Origin of the sequence: Kitasatospora sp. NPDC048545, assembly GCF_040651155.1 — a bacterium.
GTDB lineage: Bacteria > Actinomycetota > Actinomycetes > Streptomycetales > Streptomycetaceae > Kitasatospora.
Window position 1 is genome coordinate 83,381 of sequence record NZ_JBEZIQ010000038.1, and the last position, 13,416, is coordinate 96,796.

General features: G+C 75.0%; 14 protein-coding genes and 1 riboswitch. Of the genes, 8 read left to right on the forward strand and 6 right to left on the reverse strand.

All coding sequences use genetic code 11. The features are described 5' to 3' along the window. Positions 1 to 61: 61 nt before the first annotated feature. The 3 genes from AB0D10_RS30470 to thiO form a co-directional block, all read right to left on the reverse strand. Positions 62 to 859, reverse strand: coding sequence for a thiazole synthase (locus tag AB0D10_RS30470; RefSeq protein WP_360262163.1), 798 nt, complete (start codon positions 857 to 859; stop codon positions 62 to 64). A 1-nt stretch (position 860) separates the two neighbouring features. Next, positions 861 to 1,100, reverse strand: coding sequence for a sulfur carrier protein ThiS (thiS, locus tag AB0D10_RS30475; protein WP_360262164.1), 240 nt, complete (start codon positions 1,098 to 1,100; stop codon positions 861 to 863). Next, entirely contained in the window at positions 1,097 to 2,278 is a 1,182-nt protein-coding gene (gene thiO / locus AB0D10_RS30480; RefSeq protein WP_360262165.1) for a glycine oxidase ThiO, read from the reverse strand. The genes thiS and thiO overlap by 4 nt, the downstream gene beginning before the upstream one ends. After that, a riboswitch (TPP riboswitch) is annotated at positions 2,273 to 2,385 on the reverse strand. It overlaps the preceding gene by 6 nt. Before the next feature lie 84 nt (positions 2,386 to 2,469). On the opposite strand from thiO, the gene AB0D10_RS30485 reads away from it, so the two are divergent. From AB0D10_RS30485 to thiE, 3 genes are read left to right on the forward strand one after another with little or no spacing between them, the layout of a single operon-like run. Further along, positions 2,470 to 3,678, forward strand: coding sequence for an FAD-dependent oxidoreductase (locus tag AB0D10_RS30485; protein ID WP_360262166.1), 1,209 nt, complete (start codon positions 2,470 to 2,472; stop codon positions 3,676 to 3,678). 42 nt (positions 3,679 to 3,720) lie between these two features. Beyond that, on the forward strand, positions 3,721 to 4,086 hold the full coding sequence (locus AB0D10_RS30490) for an Rv2175c family DNA-binding protein (RefSeq protein ID WP_360262167.1): 366 nt from the start codon (positions 3,721 to 3,723) through the stop codon (positions 4,084 to 4,086). Further along, a complete protein-coding gene (thiE, locus tag AB0D10_RS30495) occupies positions 4,086 to 4,736 on the forward strand; it encodes a thiamine phosphate synthase (protein ID WP_360262168.1) in 651 nt (216 codons plus the stop codon). The genes AB0D10_RS30490 and thiE overlap by 1 nt, the downstream gene beginning before the upstream one ends. Before the next feature lie 21 nt (positions 4,737 to 4,757). Here the strand turns inward: thiE and AB0D10_RS30500 are convergent, their stop codons facing one another. Then, the gene (locus AB0D10_RS30500) at positions 4,758 to 5,873 is read right to left on the reverse strand and encodes a polyprenyl synthetase family protein (RefSeq protein WP_360262169.1); all 1,116 of its coding nucleotides are present in this window, start codon (positions 5,871 to 5,873) and stop codon (positions 4,758 to 4,760) included. Positions 5,874 to 6,126: 253 nt separating this feature from the next. On the opposite strand from AB0D10_RS30500, the gene metF reads away from it, so the two are divergent. Both metF and AB0D10_RS30510 read left to right on the forward strand, forming a co-directional pair. Further along, positions 6,127 to 7,041: a methylenetetrahydrofolate reductase [NAD(P)H] gene (gene metF / locus AB0D10_RS30505; RefSeq protein WP_360262170.1), complete on the forward strand. Its 915-nt coding sequence runs from the start codon at positions 6,127 to 6,129 to the stop codon at positions 7,039 to 7,041. Positions 7,042 to 7,277: 236 nt separating this feature from the next. Continuing rightward, positions 7,278 to 8,159, forward strand: a complete 882-nt coding sequence (locus tag AB0D10_RS30510) for a hypothetical protein (protein WP_360262171.1) — start codon at positions 7,278 to 7,280, stop codon at positions 8,157 to 8,159. Positions 8,160 to 8,209: 50 nt separating this feature from the next. On the opposite strand, the gene AB0D10_RS30515 is transcribed toward AB0D10_RS30510, so the two are convergent. Together AB0D10_RS30515 and AB0D10_RS30520 are read right to left on the reverse strand one after the other, a co-directional pair. Further along, the gene (locus AB0D10_RS30515; protein WP_360262172.1) at positions 8,210 to 9,703 is read right to left on the reverse strand and encodes an FAD-dependent oxidoreductase; all 1,494 of its coding nucleotides are present in this window, start codon (positions 9,701 to 9,703) and stop codon (positions 8,210 to 8,212) included. A gap of 64 nt (positions 9,704 to 9,767) precedes the next feature. Continuing rightward, positions 9,768 to 10,388, reverse strand: coding sequence for a DUF4126 domain-containing protein (locus AB0D10_RS30520; RefSeq protein ID WP_360262173.1), 621 nt, complete (start codon positions 10,386 to 10,388; stop codon positions 9,768 to 9,770). Between the two features lie 583 nt (positions 10,389 to 10,971). Here AB0D10_RS30520 and AB0D10_RS30525 point away from each other — a divergent pair. The 3 genes from AB0D10_RS30525 (at position 10,972) to AB0D10_RS30535 (ending at position 13,254) form a co-directional block, all read left to right on the forward strand. After that, complete coding sequence (locus tag AB0D10_RS30525; RefSeq protein WP_360262174.1) at positions 10,972 to 11,553, forward strand: SAV_6107 family HEPN domain-containing protein; 582 nt, start codon at positions 10,972 to 10,974, stop codon at positions 11,551 to 11,553. A gap of 45 nt (positions 11,554 to 11,598) precedes the next feature. Continuing rightward, positions 11,599 to 12,351, forward strand: coding sequence for a methyltransferase domain-containing protein (locus AB0D10_RS30530; RefSeq protein ID WP_360262175.1), 753 nt, complete (start codon positions 11,599 to 11,601; stop codon positions 12,349 to 12,351). A gap of 513 nt (positions 12,352 to 12,864) precedes the next feature. Further along, the gene (locus tag AB0D10_RS30535) at positions 12,865 to 13,254 is read left to right on the forward strand and encodes a DUF3040 domain-containing protein (RefSeq protein ID WP_360262176.1); all 390 of its coding nucleotides are present in this window, start codon (positions 12,865 to 12,867) and stop codon (positions 13,252 to 13,254) included. Positions 13,255 to 13,416 lie beyond the last annotated feature (162 nt).

Here is a 13,416-nt window from a genome sequence, read left to right on the forward strand (position 1 = left end):
CAGGGGGGCGTCCCCGGATCCCCGGTGACGGGCCCACGGGCGGGAGTGCGGCGACGGACCCTCAGAACGCGGGGAGTTCCCGGGTGTCCAGGTCCGCCCGGCCGGCCATCGCGGACGACGCCTCGGCGTGGAAGCGGCGCGGGATGCGGCCGGCCCGGTGGGCGAGCCGGCCCGCCTCGGCGGCGTGCCGCATCGCCTCGGCCATCAGCACCGGGTCCTGGGCCCGGGTCACCGCGGAGGCCAGCATCACGGCGGAGCAGCCGAGTTCCATCGCCAGTGCGACGTCGGAGGCGGTGCCGGCGCCCGCGTCCAGGATCACCGGGACGCTCGCGCTCTCCACGATCAGCTGGAAGTTGTGCGGGTTGCGGATGCCGAGGCCGGAGCCGATCGGTGAACCCAGCGGCATGATCGCGGCGCAGCCGACGTCCTCCAACTTGCGGGCCAGCACCGGGTCGTCGTTGGTGTACGGCAGTACCGTGAAGCCGTCGTCGACCAGGGTCTCGGCGGCGTCCAGCAGCTCGATCGGGTCCGGCAGGAGGGTCCGCTCGTCGGCGATCACCTCCAGCTTCACCCAGTCGGTGCCGAGCGCCTCGCGGGCCAGCCGGGCCGTCAGCACGGCCTCGCCGGCGGTGAAGCAGCCGGCCGTGTTGGGCAGGACGCGGATGCCGTTGCGGGTGAGCACGTCCAGGACGGATCCCTGGGTGCCGGCGTCGACCCGGCGCATCGCGACGGTGGTCAGCTCGGTGCCGGAGGCGAGCAGCGCGCGCTCCAGGACCTCCAGGCTCGGCGCGCCGCCGGTGCCCATGATCAGCCGGGAGGAGAAGGTCGTCCCGGCGATGGTCAGCAGGTCGTCGGCCATCTCAGCCTCCCTGGACGGCGGTGAGGATCTCGATCCGGTCGCCCGCGTTCAGCGGCGTCCCGGGCCATGAACTGCGGGGGACCACGGCCTCGTTGAGGGCGGCGGCGACGCCGGTGTTGGCGCGGCTCACGGTGGCGACCAGCTCGGCGAGGGTGGTCGTGGCGGCCACCGCGCGGGGCTCGCCGTTGACGGTCAGGGCGATCTCGGCCGGCGCGGTGTCGGTGGGGGTGGTCTCGGTCATGCCAGGGCCTTCGTGGTGGAGCGGTCGGGGGAGAACCGGGTGGGGGTGAACGGCTGTGCCAGTGGCGGGAGTTCGCCGGTGGCCAGGTACTCGGCGAGCACGTCGGCGGTCACCGGGGCGAGCAGCACGCCGTTGCGGTGGTGGCCGGTGGCGGCGACCAGCCCGGGGAGCGCGGTCGGGCCGAGCAGCGGCGCGTTGTCGGGTGAGCCGGGGCGCAGGCCCGCCGAGGTCTCCACGAGCGGGAGTTCGGTGATGCCGGGGACCAACTCATGCGCGTCGCGCAGGAGTTCGTACACCCCGCCGGCGGTGACCGTGGTGTCGTAGCCCTGTTCCTCGGTGGTCGCGCCGATCACCAGCTCGCCGTTCGCCCGGGGCACCAGGTAGATGTGCCCGCCGCGCACCACGGCACGGACGTTGCGGGAGAGGAACGGCCGGTAGGCGGCGGGGATCCGCAGGCGCAGCACCTGCCCCTTCACCGGGCGGACCGCGGGCAGCACGCCCTCCGGCAGGCCGGCCAGCCGGTGGCTGTGCGGCCCGGCGGCGAGCACGACCCGGTCGGCGGTCACCCGCTCCCCGGTGCCCAGCCGGGCGCCGACCGCGCGGCCGCCCTCGACCAGCAGCTCCACCGCCTCGGCGCGCCGGACGGTGACGCCTGCGCGCTCCCCGGCGAGCAGCAGCGCGGTGAGCATCCGCCGGCCGTCCACCTGGTGGTCGTCCGCGACGTGCAGGCCGCCGCGCACACCGGGGGCGAGCATCGGCTCCAGCTTGCGGGCCTCCCGGCCGGTCAGCCACGTCGAGTCCAGGCCCAGCCGCCGGTGGAAGGCGTGCAGTTCGCGCAGTTCCTCGCGGTCGTCGGAGTCCAGCGCGACGGCGATCGTGCCGCAGGCGCGGTAGCCGGTGTCCGCGCCGCCGCTCGCCTCGGTGAGTTCGGCGGCGAAGGCCGCGTAGCGTTCGTTGGAGGCCATGCCGAGGCGAAGCAGCGGCTCCTCGCCGTACTGGAGCTCGGTGACCGGGGCGAGCATCCCGGCCGCGACCCTGGCCGCCCCGCCGCCGGGGTCGGGGTCGACCACGAGGGTCCGCAGCCCGCGCTGCGCCGCCCGCCAGGCGACGGCGAGGCCGATGATGCCTCCGCCGATCACCAGGACGTCGGCGTGGGCGCCTGATGGCAAGCGTGTCAAAGCTGCTCCTCTCCCTTCGCCGGTATGACCCGGATCAGGTTCGGACGGTCGCGGGCCGTGCCAGCCCGCCTCTCAGCCCGGTTCGCCGGGCTCCCGCGATGGTGCCCCCACCATAACGCCGGGGCCCGGCCGGGCCGAAGGGCCGTACGAAGGGTGGACGGCCCCCGGGCGGCAGCCCGGCGCTGAGTACAGTGACGGGCGTGGCAGAGCTGAGCGGAACGGATCGGGTGGTCGTCGTCGGGGCCGGGCTGGCCGGGGCGCAGTGCGCCCTCAAACTGCGGCAGGGCGGCTGGCGCGGGCGGATCACGCTGGTCGGCGAGGAGCCGCACGCGCCGTACGACCGGCCTCCGCTCTCCAAGGACGTGCTGCTCGGCAAGAGCGACAGCACCACCCTGGACGTCGACTACGCGCACCTCGGCGTCGAGGTGCTCGCCGGCCGCCGGGCCACCGGCCTCGCCCCCGGCGTGCTGCACACCGACGACGGCGACCTCCCGTACGGCTCGCTGGTGATCGCCACCGGCGCCGTCCCGCGGGCCCTGCCCGGCGCCGAGCGCGCGCACCTGCTGCACACCCTGGACGACGCCCTGGCGCTGCGCGCGCTGCTGCGGCCCGGTCTGCGGCTGGTGCTGGTCGGCGCGGGCTGGATCGGCGCCGAGGTGTCCACCGCGGCCCGCGAGGCGGGCTGCGAGGTGACCGTGGTCGAGGCGGGCCCGGCGCCGCTGCCCGGCGCGCTGCCGACCGAGGTCGGCTCGGCGATGGCCGCCTGGTACGCCGAGGCCGGCGTCGACCTGCGCTGCGGGGTCGGGGTGGCCGCCGTCGAGCCCGGCGCGGTGCTGCTGGCGGACGGCTCGCACCTGCCCGCGGACGAGGTGGTCGTCGGTGTCGGCGCCCGGCCCGCGACCGCGTGGCTGGCGGGTTCCGGGATCGAGCTGGACGGCGCCGGCGCCGTCGTGGTGGACGCACGGCTGCGCACCTCCCTGCCCGGCGTCTTCGCGGCCGGCGACTGCGTCAGTTACCCCTCGGCCCGGGCCGGTGCCCGGCTGGCCGTCCAGCACTGGGATCATGCCCTGCAGTCCGGCGAGGCGGTGGCCGCCGCCGTCCTCGGCACGGACGCACCGCCGTACGACCCGGTGCCGTACTTCTGGTCGGAGCAGTTCGGGCGGATGGTGCAGTACGCGGGTCGGCACGCCGAGGGCGACGAGCCGCTGTGGCGCGGCGGCCCGCAGGACGCCTCGTGGGCGGTGCTCTGGCTGCGCGACGGGGTGCCGAGTGCGCTGCTGACGGTGGACCGGCCGCGCGACCTCACCCAGGGGCGGAAGCTGATCGAGCGCGGCACGGCCCTGGATCCGGCCCGCGCGGCGGACCCGGCGGTGCCGCTGAAGTCGGCCGTCGCCGGGTAGCGCCTGGTGCGCGGTGGGCCGTGGAGGTGGCAGTCTGGTGGCGTGAGTGAGATCGAAAGCAAGATTGAATCCCTGGTCACCGAGTGGATGTACCTGCCCGACATCTCGGAGCAGTGGGGGGTCCGGGTCACCGAGGTGCGTGACCTGGTCAAGAACGGCGGCCTGATCGCCGTCCGGCGGGGCCCGAACAAGTCGCTGCAGGTCCCTGCGGCGTTCATCGACGGCCCCGGGCTGGTCAAGCACCTGTCCGGCACCCTGACCGTCCTGCGGGACTGCGGGTACGACGACGTGGAGATCCTGGAGTGGCTCTTCACCGAGGACCCGTCGCTGCCCGGCAGCCCGATCCAGGCGCTGCGCGAGAACCGCGGCACCGAGGTCAAGCGCCGCGCCCAGGCGATGCTGATCTGATGGCGGCGGACACGCCGCGCGCTCGCCTGGCGGACGCGCGCCTCTACCTGTGCACCGACGCCCGTCGGGAGCAGGGCGACCTCGCCGAGTTCCTCGACGCGGCGCTGGCGGGCGGGGTGGACATCGTCCAGCTGCGCGACAAGGGCCTGGAGGCCAAGCAGGAGCTGGAGGCCCTGGAGGTCTTCGCCGACGCCTGCCGCCGCCACGGCAAGCTGCTGGCCGTCAACGACCGTGCCGACGTCGCGCACGCGGCCCGGCCGGACGTGCTGCACCTCGGCCAGGACGACCTGCCGGTGCCGGCCGCCCGGGCGATCCTCGGCGAGGACGTCCTGATCGGCCGGTCCTGCCACGCCGAGTCCGAGGTGGACGCGGCGGTCGTCGAACCCGGGGTGGACTACTTCTGCACCGGACCGGTCTGGCCGACCCCGACCAAGCCGGGCCGCCCGGCGCCGGGCCTCGGCCTGGTCTCGTACGCGGCGAAGCGGGCCGGTGACCGGCCGTGGTTCGCCATCGGCGGGATCGACCTCGGCAACCTGGACGAGGTGCTGGCCGCCGGCGCCCGCCGGATCGTCGTGGTCCGGGCCATCACCGCCGCGGCCGACCCGCGGGCAGCCGCCGCCGAGCTGTCCCGCCGGGTGCGTTCCAGCTGATCCCGGGGGCCGCCGCCGTCCTCAGTACTTGCGGACGGTGGCGGCCTCGGCCAGCGCCAGCAGCACCCCGCGGGCCCGCTCGTCCGCCAGCGGCGCCGCCTCCAGCGCGGCCAGCGACTGCCGCATCAGCTCCTCGATGCGGTGCTCCACCAGCTCGGGCGCGCCGCTGCGGGCGACCAGCTCGCGCAGCCCGGCGACCTCCTCGGGCGCCAGGTCCGGCGCGCCGAGCCGCTCGTCCAGGTGCCGGGCGTCGGCGGCGGACAGGCCGCGCATCGCGTGGGCGACCAGCAGGGTGCGCTTGCCCTCGCGCAGGTCGTCGCCGGCCGGCTTGCCGGTGACCGCCGGATCCCCGAAGACGCCGAGCAGGTCGTCCCGAAGCTGGAAGGCCTCGCCCAGTGGCAGTCCGAACGCCCCGAGGGCCCCGACCAGCTCCGGCCCGGCCCCGGCCAGCAGCGCGCCGACCTGCAGCGGTCGCTCGATCGTGTACTTCGCCGACTTGTAGTGCAGCACGGTCCGCGCCCGGTCCAGCGCGCCCTCGTCCGTCGAGTCGCCGGCCACCGGCTCCAGCACGTCCAGGTACTGGCCGAGCATGACCTCGGTGCGCATCAGGTCGAACACCGGCTTGGCGGCCAGTACGGCGGCCGGTTCCAGGCCGGAGCGCAGGAACAGCTCGTCGCACCAGATCAGCAGCAGGTCGCCGAGCAGGACGGCGGCCGAGGCGCCGTACTGCTCCCGGTCGCCGCGCCAGCCGCTGTCGCGGTGCAGTGCCTCGAAGCGGCGGTGGACCGAGGGCAGGCCGCGGCGGGTGTCGCTGCGGTCCATCAGGTCGTCGTGCACCAGGGCGCTCGCCTGGAGCAGCTCCAGGGCGCCGGCCGCGTTGGCGATCCCGTCGCCGGCGGAGCCCTCGGCCGGGCCGCCGGCGGCGCGCCAGCCCCAGTAGCAGAAGGCCGGGCGCAGCCGCTTGCCGCCGTCCAGCAGGAAGTCGCGCAGGGCGTCGGCGGCGGGCACCAGTTGCGGCGAGATCGTGCCGAGCAGCGCGGACTGGCCGTCCATGAACGCGGCGAGCGCGGCGTTGACGCGTGTGCGGACGTCCTCCACGTCAATGGGGTTGGCCGGCCGGGTGCTGGACGAGATCACGATGGGGCTCCGCTGGTTCTCTGGGGTGCAGCAAGCGTAGCTGGGTGGCTGGGAACGGGCGTGCGAGCGGGCCTGCGGGGGTGGTCGGAGGGGGCGGCGCCCGGGGTGTCGGGCGGTTGCCGCGGGGGTGCCGTGCAGTTGCCGCCGAGTTGCAGCGGAGTTGCCCGGGGCCAACCGGAATGCCGTCCGCCAGTTGTCTCAATCCGTGGAATCGGGTTGTCCGGCCTCGTCGGAGGCCCGATAGCCTGCCAGCATGGCACTCGGAATCGCTTCCACGAGAACGGACCGCGCACTGACCGTCCGCGAGCTCCTGGCGGCCGGCAAGCGCTCCTTCTCCTTCGAGTTCATGCCGCCGCGCACCGAGGCCGGTGAGCAGAAGCTCTGGGACGCCATCCGTCGACTCGAACCGCTCGACCCGAACTTCGTCTGCATGACGTACGGGGCGGGCGGCTCCTCGCGCGAGCGCACGGTCAACATGGTCGGCCGGATCGCCACCGAGACCACGCTGACCCCGGTCGCCCACCTGACCGCCGTCGACCACTCGATCGCGGAGCTGCGCAACATCATCGGCCAGTACGCGGACCAGGGCGTGCGCAACGTCCTCGCCGTCCGGGGCGACCCGCCCGGCGACCCGATGGGCGAGTGGGTCAGTCACCCGGAGGGCGTCACCTACGCCTACGAGCTGGTGGAGCTGATCAAGGGCATCGGTGACTTCTGCGTCGGCGTCGCCGCCTCGCCGAACATGCACCCGCGCTCGACGGACTGGGACGACGACATCCGGCACTTCGTGGCGAAGATCCGCTCCGGCGCCGACTACGCGATCACCCAGATGTTCTTCGAGGTGGACGACTACCTGCGGCTGCGCGACCGGGTGACCGCCGCCGGCTGCGAGACGCCGATCATCCCGGAGATCATGCCGGTCACCAACGCCAAGCAGCTGGAGCGCTTCCCGCAGCTCAGCGGCTCGGCCTTCCCCGCCGACCTGGAGGCCCGCCTGCGGGCCGCCATCGGCGACCCGGCGGCGCTGCGGGCCGTCGGCATGGAGCACGCCACGGCGATGGCCGAGCGCCTGCTCGCCGAGGGCGCGCCCGGCCTGCACTTCATCACGCTGAACCACTCGACGGCGACCCTGGAGATCTACCAGAACCTGGGGCTGCACCAGCGCTGAGCGGCCGCCCGGCGCCCGCCGGCGGGCTGTCCGGCCGACGGGTGGTCCTTCCGAACGCCGCGCTGACGCCGGACGTTCACGAGCCCGCCACCGTACCGACGGTGACGGACTCGGTCGTGTGCGGCCGGTGCCGGGTGCGGCGGGAACGCGATGCGGTACCCCGGCCGTTGAACCGGTACAGTCGCCGGACACGCGCGGCGTGGACGCGCGGGCACGCGACTGGAGGTAGCGGGCGGATGGGCATCGGATACCTGCTGCTGTACGCCGCGTTGGCGGTGGTGGCGCTCTGGCTGGTCGCCGAGGTACTGCTGCAGAACCGGGCGCCGGTGCACTGGCGGGCCCTGGCCCTGGTCGGCTTCCTGGGCGTGGCCGTCGGGATGGGCCTGGGGTCGGTCGTGGTGATCGGGGCCGGTGCGGCGCTGTTCGCGCTCGGCCAGACCTTCGTGACGCTCTCGGTCAAGCGCGGCCACCAGGACGGCTGGTCCCTGCGGAAGGCCGACGGCAGTCTGCCGGGCCCGCTTGCCAAGGTGCCGCTGCTCGGCGCCCTCACCGGCGGCGGGGCCGCGGTGGCGGCCGTCGCGGTCGCGGCGGAGCGGATCGGCGAGGTCAGCGCCGTCGAGGAGACCCCGGCCGTCCCGTCGGCGCCGGTGTCGCAGGAGGTGCCGGAGGTCGAGCAGACCGCCGCCTTCGAGATGCAGGAACTCGCCCAGGACGGCATCTACGCCCCCGGGTACTACGAGCAGCCGCCGCAGCAGCAGGCCCAGGACCCGTACGCCACCGCCTACCAGGGCGGCTACGACCAGCAGCAGTGGCAGACCGCGCAGCAGCCCGCCTTCGCCTACGACCAGTCCTACGGCGCCTACCCGCAGCAGGACCAGCAGCAGGACCCGTACGGCGGCTACCCGCAGCAGCAGGGCGGGCAGCACGACCAGTACGCGGGCTACCAGCAACACCAGCAGCACCAGCAGGCCTGGGACCCGAACACCCAGGGGTACCAGCAGCAGCACCAGGAGCAGTGGCAGCCCCAGCCGGACCCGAACGCCCAGGGCATCCCGCAGCAGCAGGCGTACGACCAGACCTACGGCTACCAGCAGCAGAACACCTGGCACCAGGGCTGACGCGTCCGGCGGGCGGCGGTCGGCGCACCGCCCCCCGCCCGGCCCGCGTCCTACGCGGGGCCGACCAGGCCGGCGGCGATGCAGGCCGACATGCCGACGCGGGCCAGTCCGCCGCCGGGATGGGCGGTGCCGCCGATGAGGTAGAGACCGGGGACGGGCGTCTCGTTGGCGGCCTTCAGCCAGTCGCCGTCGGCTCCGGCGAGCACGGGCAGGGCGACCGAGCCGCCCGGGGCGCCGGTCTCCCGGCGGGTGTCCTCCGGGGTGCGCACGACCCGCCACAGCACCCGCTCGCGCAGGCCGGCGCCGGCCGCGTCGACGTGGGCGAGCAGCAGGTCGGCGTAGCGGTCGGCGACACCGGGGGCGGTCCAGTCGACCTCGCCCTGGGCCGGGACGGTCGCGGTCAGCACCACGCTCTCGTGCGCGTCGTCGGGTCGCAGCGCGGGGTCGTCCGGGCGCAGCACCTGCACGGTGGGGCGCTCGCAGAGCGGACCCCGGCCGGTCAGCGACCGCTCCTCGGCGGCGAGGTCGGGAGCGTGCACCACCGTCCGGTGCGCCGTGCCCGCGGGACGTGGGCCGCGCAGGGCGAGCAGCACGCCGAACCGGCCGGGCGCTCCCGACGGACGCCACGCCTCGGCCGGCTTCCCCGGCCACTGCGCCAGGCCGCCGCCGAACAGCGCACCGGCGTCCATCGCGGAGAGCACCAGGTCGGCGTCGATCCGGCCGGCCGGGGTCTCGACGCCGCGCGCCCGGCCGTCCTCCACGACGACCCGGGTGACGGGGGTGTCGAAGCGGAACTCGACCTTGCGCAGCTCGCAGCGCCGGAACACCGCCTCCGCCAGGGCGCGCAGGCCGCCCCGGACGTACCAGACGCCGAAGGACTGCTCCATGTACGGCAGCACGGTCGCCCCGGCGGGGGCCCGGCCCGGGGCGAAGCCGTAGCGGACCGCGGACTCGAACAGCAGGGCGGTCAGGCCGGGGTGTCCGTCCAGCTGGCGCGCCGCCACGTCGTGCAGGGTCCACGGGGCGGCGCGGCGCAGCCGGGCCAGGCCGGTGCGCGGCGGGACGGGGTACGGATCGGCGCCCAGGAACGCGCGGTCCGACGGGAGCGGCTCCTCCAGCAGCGGGCGGCGGGTGGCCTCCCAGACCGTCCGGCCGTGGTTCATCACCGCGCTCCAGCGGGCGCCGGAGCCGGCCCCGAAGGCCGTGTCCAGGGCCTGGCTGACGCCGCCTCGGGAGGCGTTGGGCAGTGAGACGGCGGTGCCGTCGGCGAAGACGTGCCGGCTCTCCGGATCGACCGGGGCCAGCTCGACCAGCTGCTCCAGCGGCTCCTTGCCGGTCTTCAGCGCGAGGTCGCGGTAGACGGCGGGCAGGGTCAGCAGCCCGGGCCCGGTGTCGAAGGCGAAGCCGTCCCGCTCGTACCGGCCGACCATGCCGCCGTACGTGCCGCCCGCCTCGCAGACCGTCACCCGGTGGCCGAGCGTGGCCAGCCGGGAGGCCGCCGCGAGCCCGCTCATTCCTGCGCCGATGATGACGATCCGTGCCATGGGTCCTGATCCTAGGACCCCGGGACGCCGCGGCCCGCGGTCAGCCCCCGGCCGCCTGCTGCCGTCAGACCCCCGGCTGTCCGGCGTACGCGCCGGCGGCGGCCCGGGCGGCCTTGCGCTCGCGGCGCCGGGCCCGGAAGGCGCGGATCTTGCTGATCGCCAGCCACACCAGCAGCAGCCCGACGGCCAGGACCACCGCCGCGATCGAGGCGGCCAGCCACGGGTGGAAGATCGCCAGGGTGACCAGGCCGGCCACCGAGAGGTCCTCCGCCATGCTGACCACGATGTTGCTGGCCGGCTCGGGCGAGGTGTTGACGGCCATCCGCAGCGAGGCCTTCACCAGGTGGCTGACCAGCGCCGTCGTGCCGCCCATCGCGCCGGCCGCGACCTCGCTGAGCGAACCGGGGTCGTTGCTCGCGATCAGCACGCCCACGGTGGCGCCGGCGATCGGCCGGATCACGGTGTGCACGACGTCCCAGACGCTGTCCACGTACGGGATCTTGTCGGCCACCGCCTCCACCGCGAACAGCACGGCGGCCGCGATCAGCACGTCCGTGCGCTCCAGCGCGTGCGGCACCGACTCCGCGCCGGCGAACCGGCCCAGCAGGCCGAGCAGCAGCACCACCGCGTAGGCGTTGATACCGCTGGCCAGTCCGCTGGTGAAGATCAGCGGCAGGATCGTCATGGCCTCCCCCTCCTCGCAAGAACCCGGGCCGGTTCCGCCCGGTCCCGCCGTACCGTACCCGGACCCGGGACGCCGTGCGGGCCCCCGCCGGTTCCGCCGCCGGGGTGAGCGCCCGGGGGAGCACCGGGGTACTGAGTACGGATACTCAGATGCACGGTTGAGTACGTCAGCGGATGGCCCCCGACCTGCGGAGACGGGAGAGTAGTGACACCCGGGAGGGAACGGCGCGTCGGGCGCCGGGCCCACCCGGGTGGCGGATCCTCCGTCCCCCGGGCCGTACGGCCCGGGGCGGTGGCGGAAGATCCGCAACGGGGCTGGTCACGGTCCCCGCACCGCCGACACGGGGCGGCGGAGCGGGCCGGGGGGAGACCGGCCACGGGGGAGGTTCGCCACCGTCGTCCGTGGGGGGAACGGCGGGGGCGACGGCACACGGCGGCGGCGCGGTCCGGGGGAGGGCCCGCGCCCGCCGCCGCTCTGCTTTCCGGGGCCTCCCGCCCGGAACGGACGGATTGTCAGTGGTGCCGGTCACGATGGAGGGGCACGGACCACCCGGTCCGCACACTGCCTCGGAACGGGGGAGACCATGACCATCAGCCATCCGGAGCCCGTCACCGCCCGCCTCCACTCCGCCGCCCTCCCGCACATCCCGGACCCGTCGGGCGGGCGCCCCGCCGGCCGGGACGTCCACCCCGTGCTGCGCCGGGTCGCCGCGCCGCCGGCCGCCCTCGACCTGCTCACCGACGCCCACCGCACGCTCGCCCGGGCCCGCGCCCTGGAGGACCCGCTGGAGCGGTACGCCACCGCGCACCTGGCGGCGCTGCGTACGGTGGCGGCCGTCCTGGCGGTGCGCGGCCGCCCGGAGAAGAACCCGCGGCGGCGCAAGGCCATCCGCAGTGCCTGGGAGGTGCTGCCCGAGATCGCCCCGGAGCTCGCCGAGTGGGCGCTCTACTACGGTGCCGGCGCCCGCCGCCGGGCGGCCGCCGAGGCCGGGATCCGGGGCGCCGCGTCGGCCCGCGACGCCGACGACCTGATCCGCAACTCCGCCCTGTTTCTGCGCCTGGTCGAGCGGCTGCTGGGCCTGCGGGCGGTCCCGCCCGCACCGAGGCTGCCGCTGGACGGCGAGGGGCCGTCAGACGCGAGCGACCCGGCCACCCGGCAGGCTTAAGGTGGAGGCATCCTGATCGAACTGCACGTGCCAAGGAGTCCCACCTTGTACCCGACGCGTCCCCGCAGTGCCCTGCGTACCGCCGTGGTGTGGGAGGTGGTGCGGGCAGCCCTGGAGAAGCGGGCGGCCGAGCTGGACCAGCCGGTGCTCGACGTGGTCGACACCGGCGGCGGCACGGGCAACTTCGCCGTGCCGGTGGCCAAGCTCGGCCACCGGGTGACCGTGGTCGACCCGAGCCCGGACGCGCTGTTCGCCCTGGAGCGGCGGGCCGCCGAGGCCGGCGTCACGGACCTGGTCCGGGCCGTCCAGGGCGACACCCAGACACTGCCCGACCTCGTCGCCCCCGGCACCGTGGACGCGGTGCTCTGCCACGGCGTGCTGGAGGTCGTGGACGACCCGGCGGAAGCGCTCGGCAGCCTGGCCGGCACCCTGCGCAAGGGCGGTCTGGTCAGCCTGCTGGCCGCCAACCGCAACGGCGCCGTCCTGGCCCGCGCGCTGGCGGGCCACTTCACCGAGGCCCGGACGGTGCTCTCCGCCACCGACGGCCGCTGGGGCGAGCAGGACCCGATGCCGCGCCGCTTCACCGGTGACGAGCTGGGCCGGCTCGCCGAGGACGCGGGCCTGCGGGTGGAGTCGGTGCACGGCGTGCGGGTCTTCGCCGACCTGGTCCCCGGGGTGCTGGTGGACACCGAGCCGGGCGCGCTGGAGGCGCTGCTGAAGCTGGAGCAGGCCGCCGCCGAGCAGCCCGCCTTCCACGCCGTGGCGACCCAGCTGCACCTGCTGGCGACCCTGGCCTGAACCCGGACCGAATCCGGCCCGAATTCGGCCCGAGTTCGGATCGGGTCCCGCCGGAGCCGCCCCTCGCCGGGCCTTCGCGAACCCTCCGCGAGACCTTCGCCGCCGTACGGTTCGCACACCGTACGGCGGCGGTTCGCATTCCGGACGTTCGCCCTTTCCCGGGCCCGGCTGACCGGCCGGTTTCCGTTGTCCTGAGGCGGAGGTCCCCAGGTCCGGACCGATTCCACCGGATCGGGCACTTGTCCGGGGCGTGGCGCGTTGACACCGGTGCGGCCGTGCCCGGTCGAAGTGGCCCGGCCCACGCGGCGCAGACCACCCCGTAACGGGCCTACGGACCGTATGATCTGGGTAAAGCCGGAAAGCATGACAGCCGGATGCGTGGGGCATATGGACGACACGGGCCGGGTCCCCCGCACAGGCGTCCGACCGTGTGCCCCAAGGCTGATTGGACTTGCCTCCCCGACCGGGGTGGGCGGACCGGTCGCACCCGCGACCGACGAGTAGGAGGACTCCGTGCCGCTCTCGGAGCACGAGCAGCAACTGCTCGACCAGATGGAGCGAGCGCTGTATGCCGAAGATCCCAAATTCGCGTCGGCGCTCGAGGGAACCGGGCTGCGCACCTACACCCGTCGGCGGGTCTACCTGGCCATCGCCGGATTCGTGGTGGGGATCGGCCTCTTGATGGGTGGCATGGTCGTTCCGAACCAGATCTGGGTCAGCGTCGTGGGCTTCCTGGTGATGCTCGGCTGCGCGGTGTTCGCCGTGACCGGCTGGCGTCGCGGGCCCGCGAGCCAGGGCTCCGGGCCCCGCCAGGCCGCCGCCCCGCGCCGCAAGGCCGGGATGATGGACCGAGTCGAGCAGCGCTGGCAGCGTCGCCGGGACGAGCAGACCGGCGGCTTCTGAGCCTCCGGGCCGCAACGGCGCGACACAGACGTACCGAGACGCCGGGGGCGGGCAGTCGACCGACTGCCCTGTACCAGAACGGCTTCCGGTACTTCGACTTCGGCTACGCCTCCGCCATCGCCTACGCGCTCACCCTCCTGGTGTCGGTGCTCGGCGCGGTCC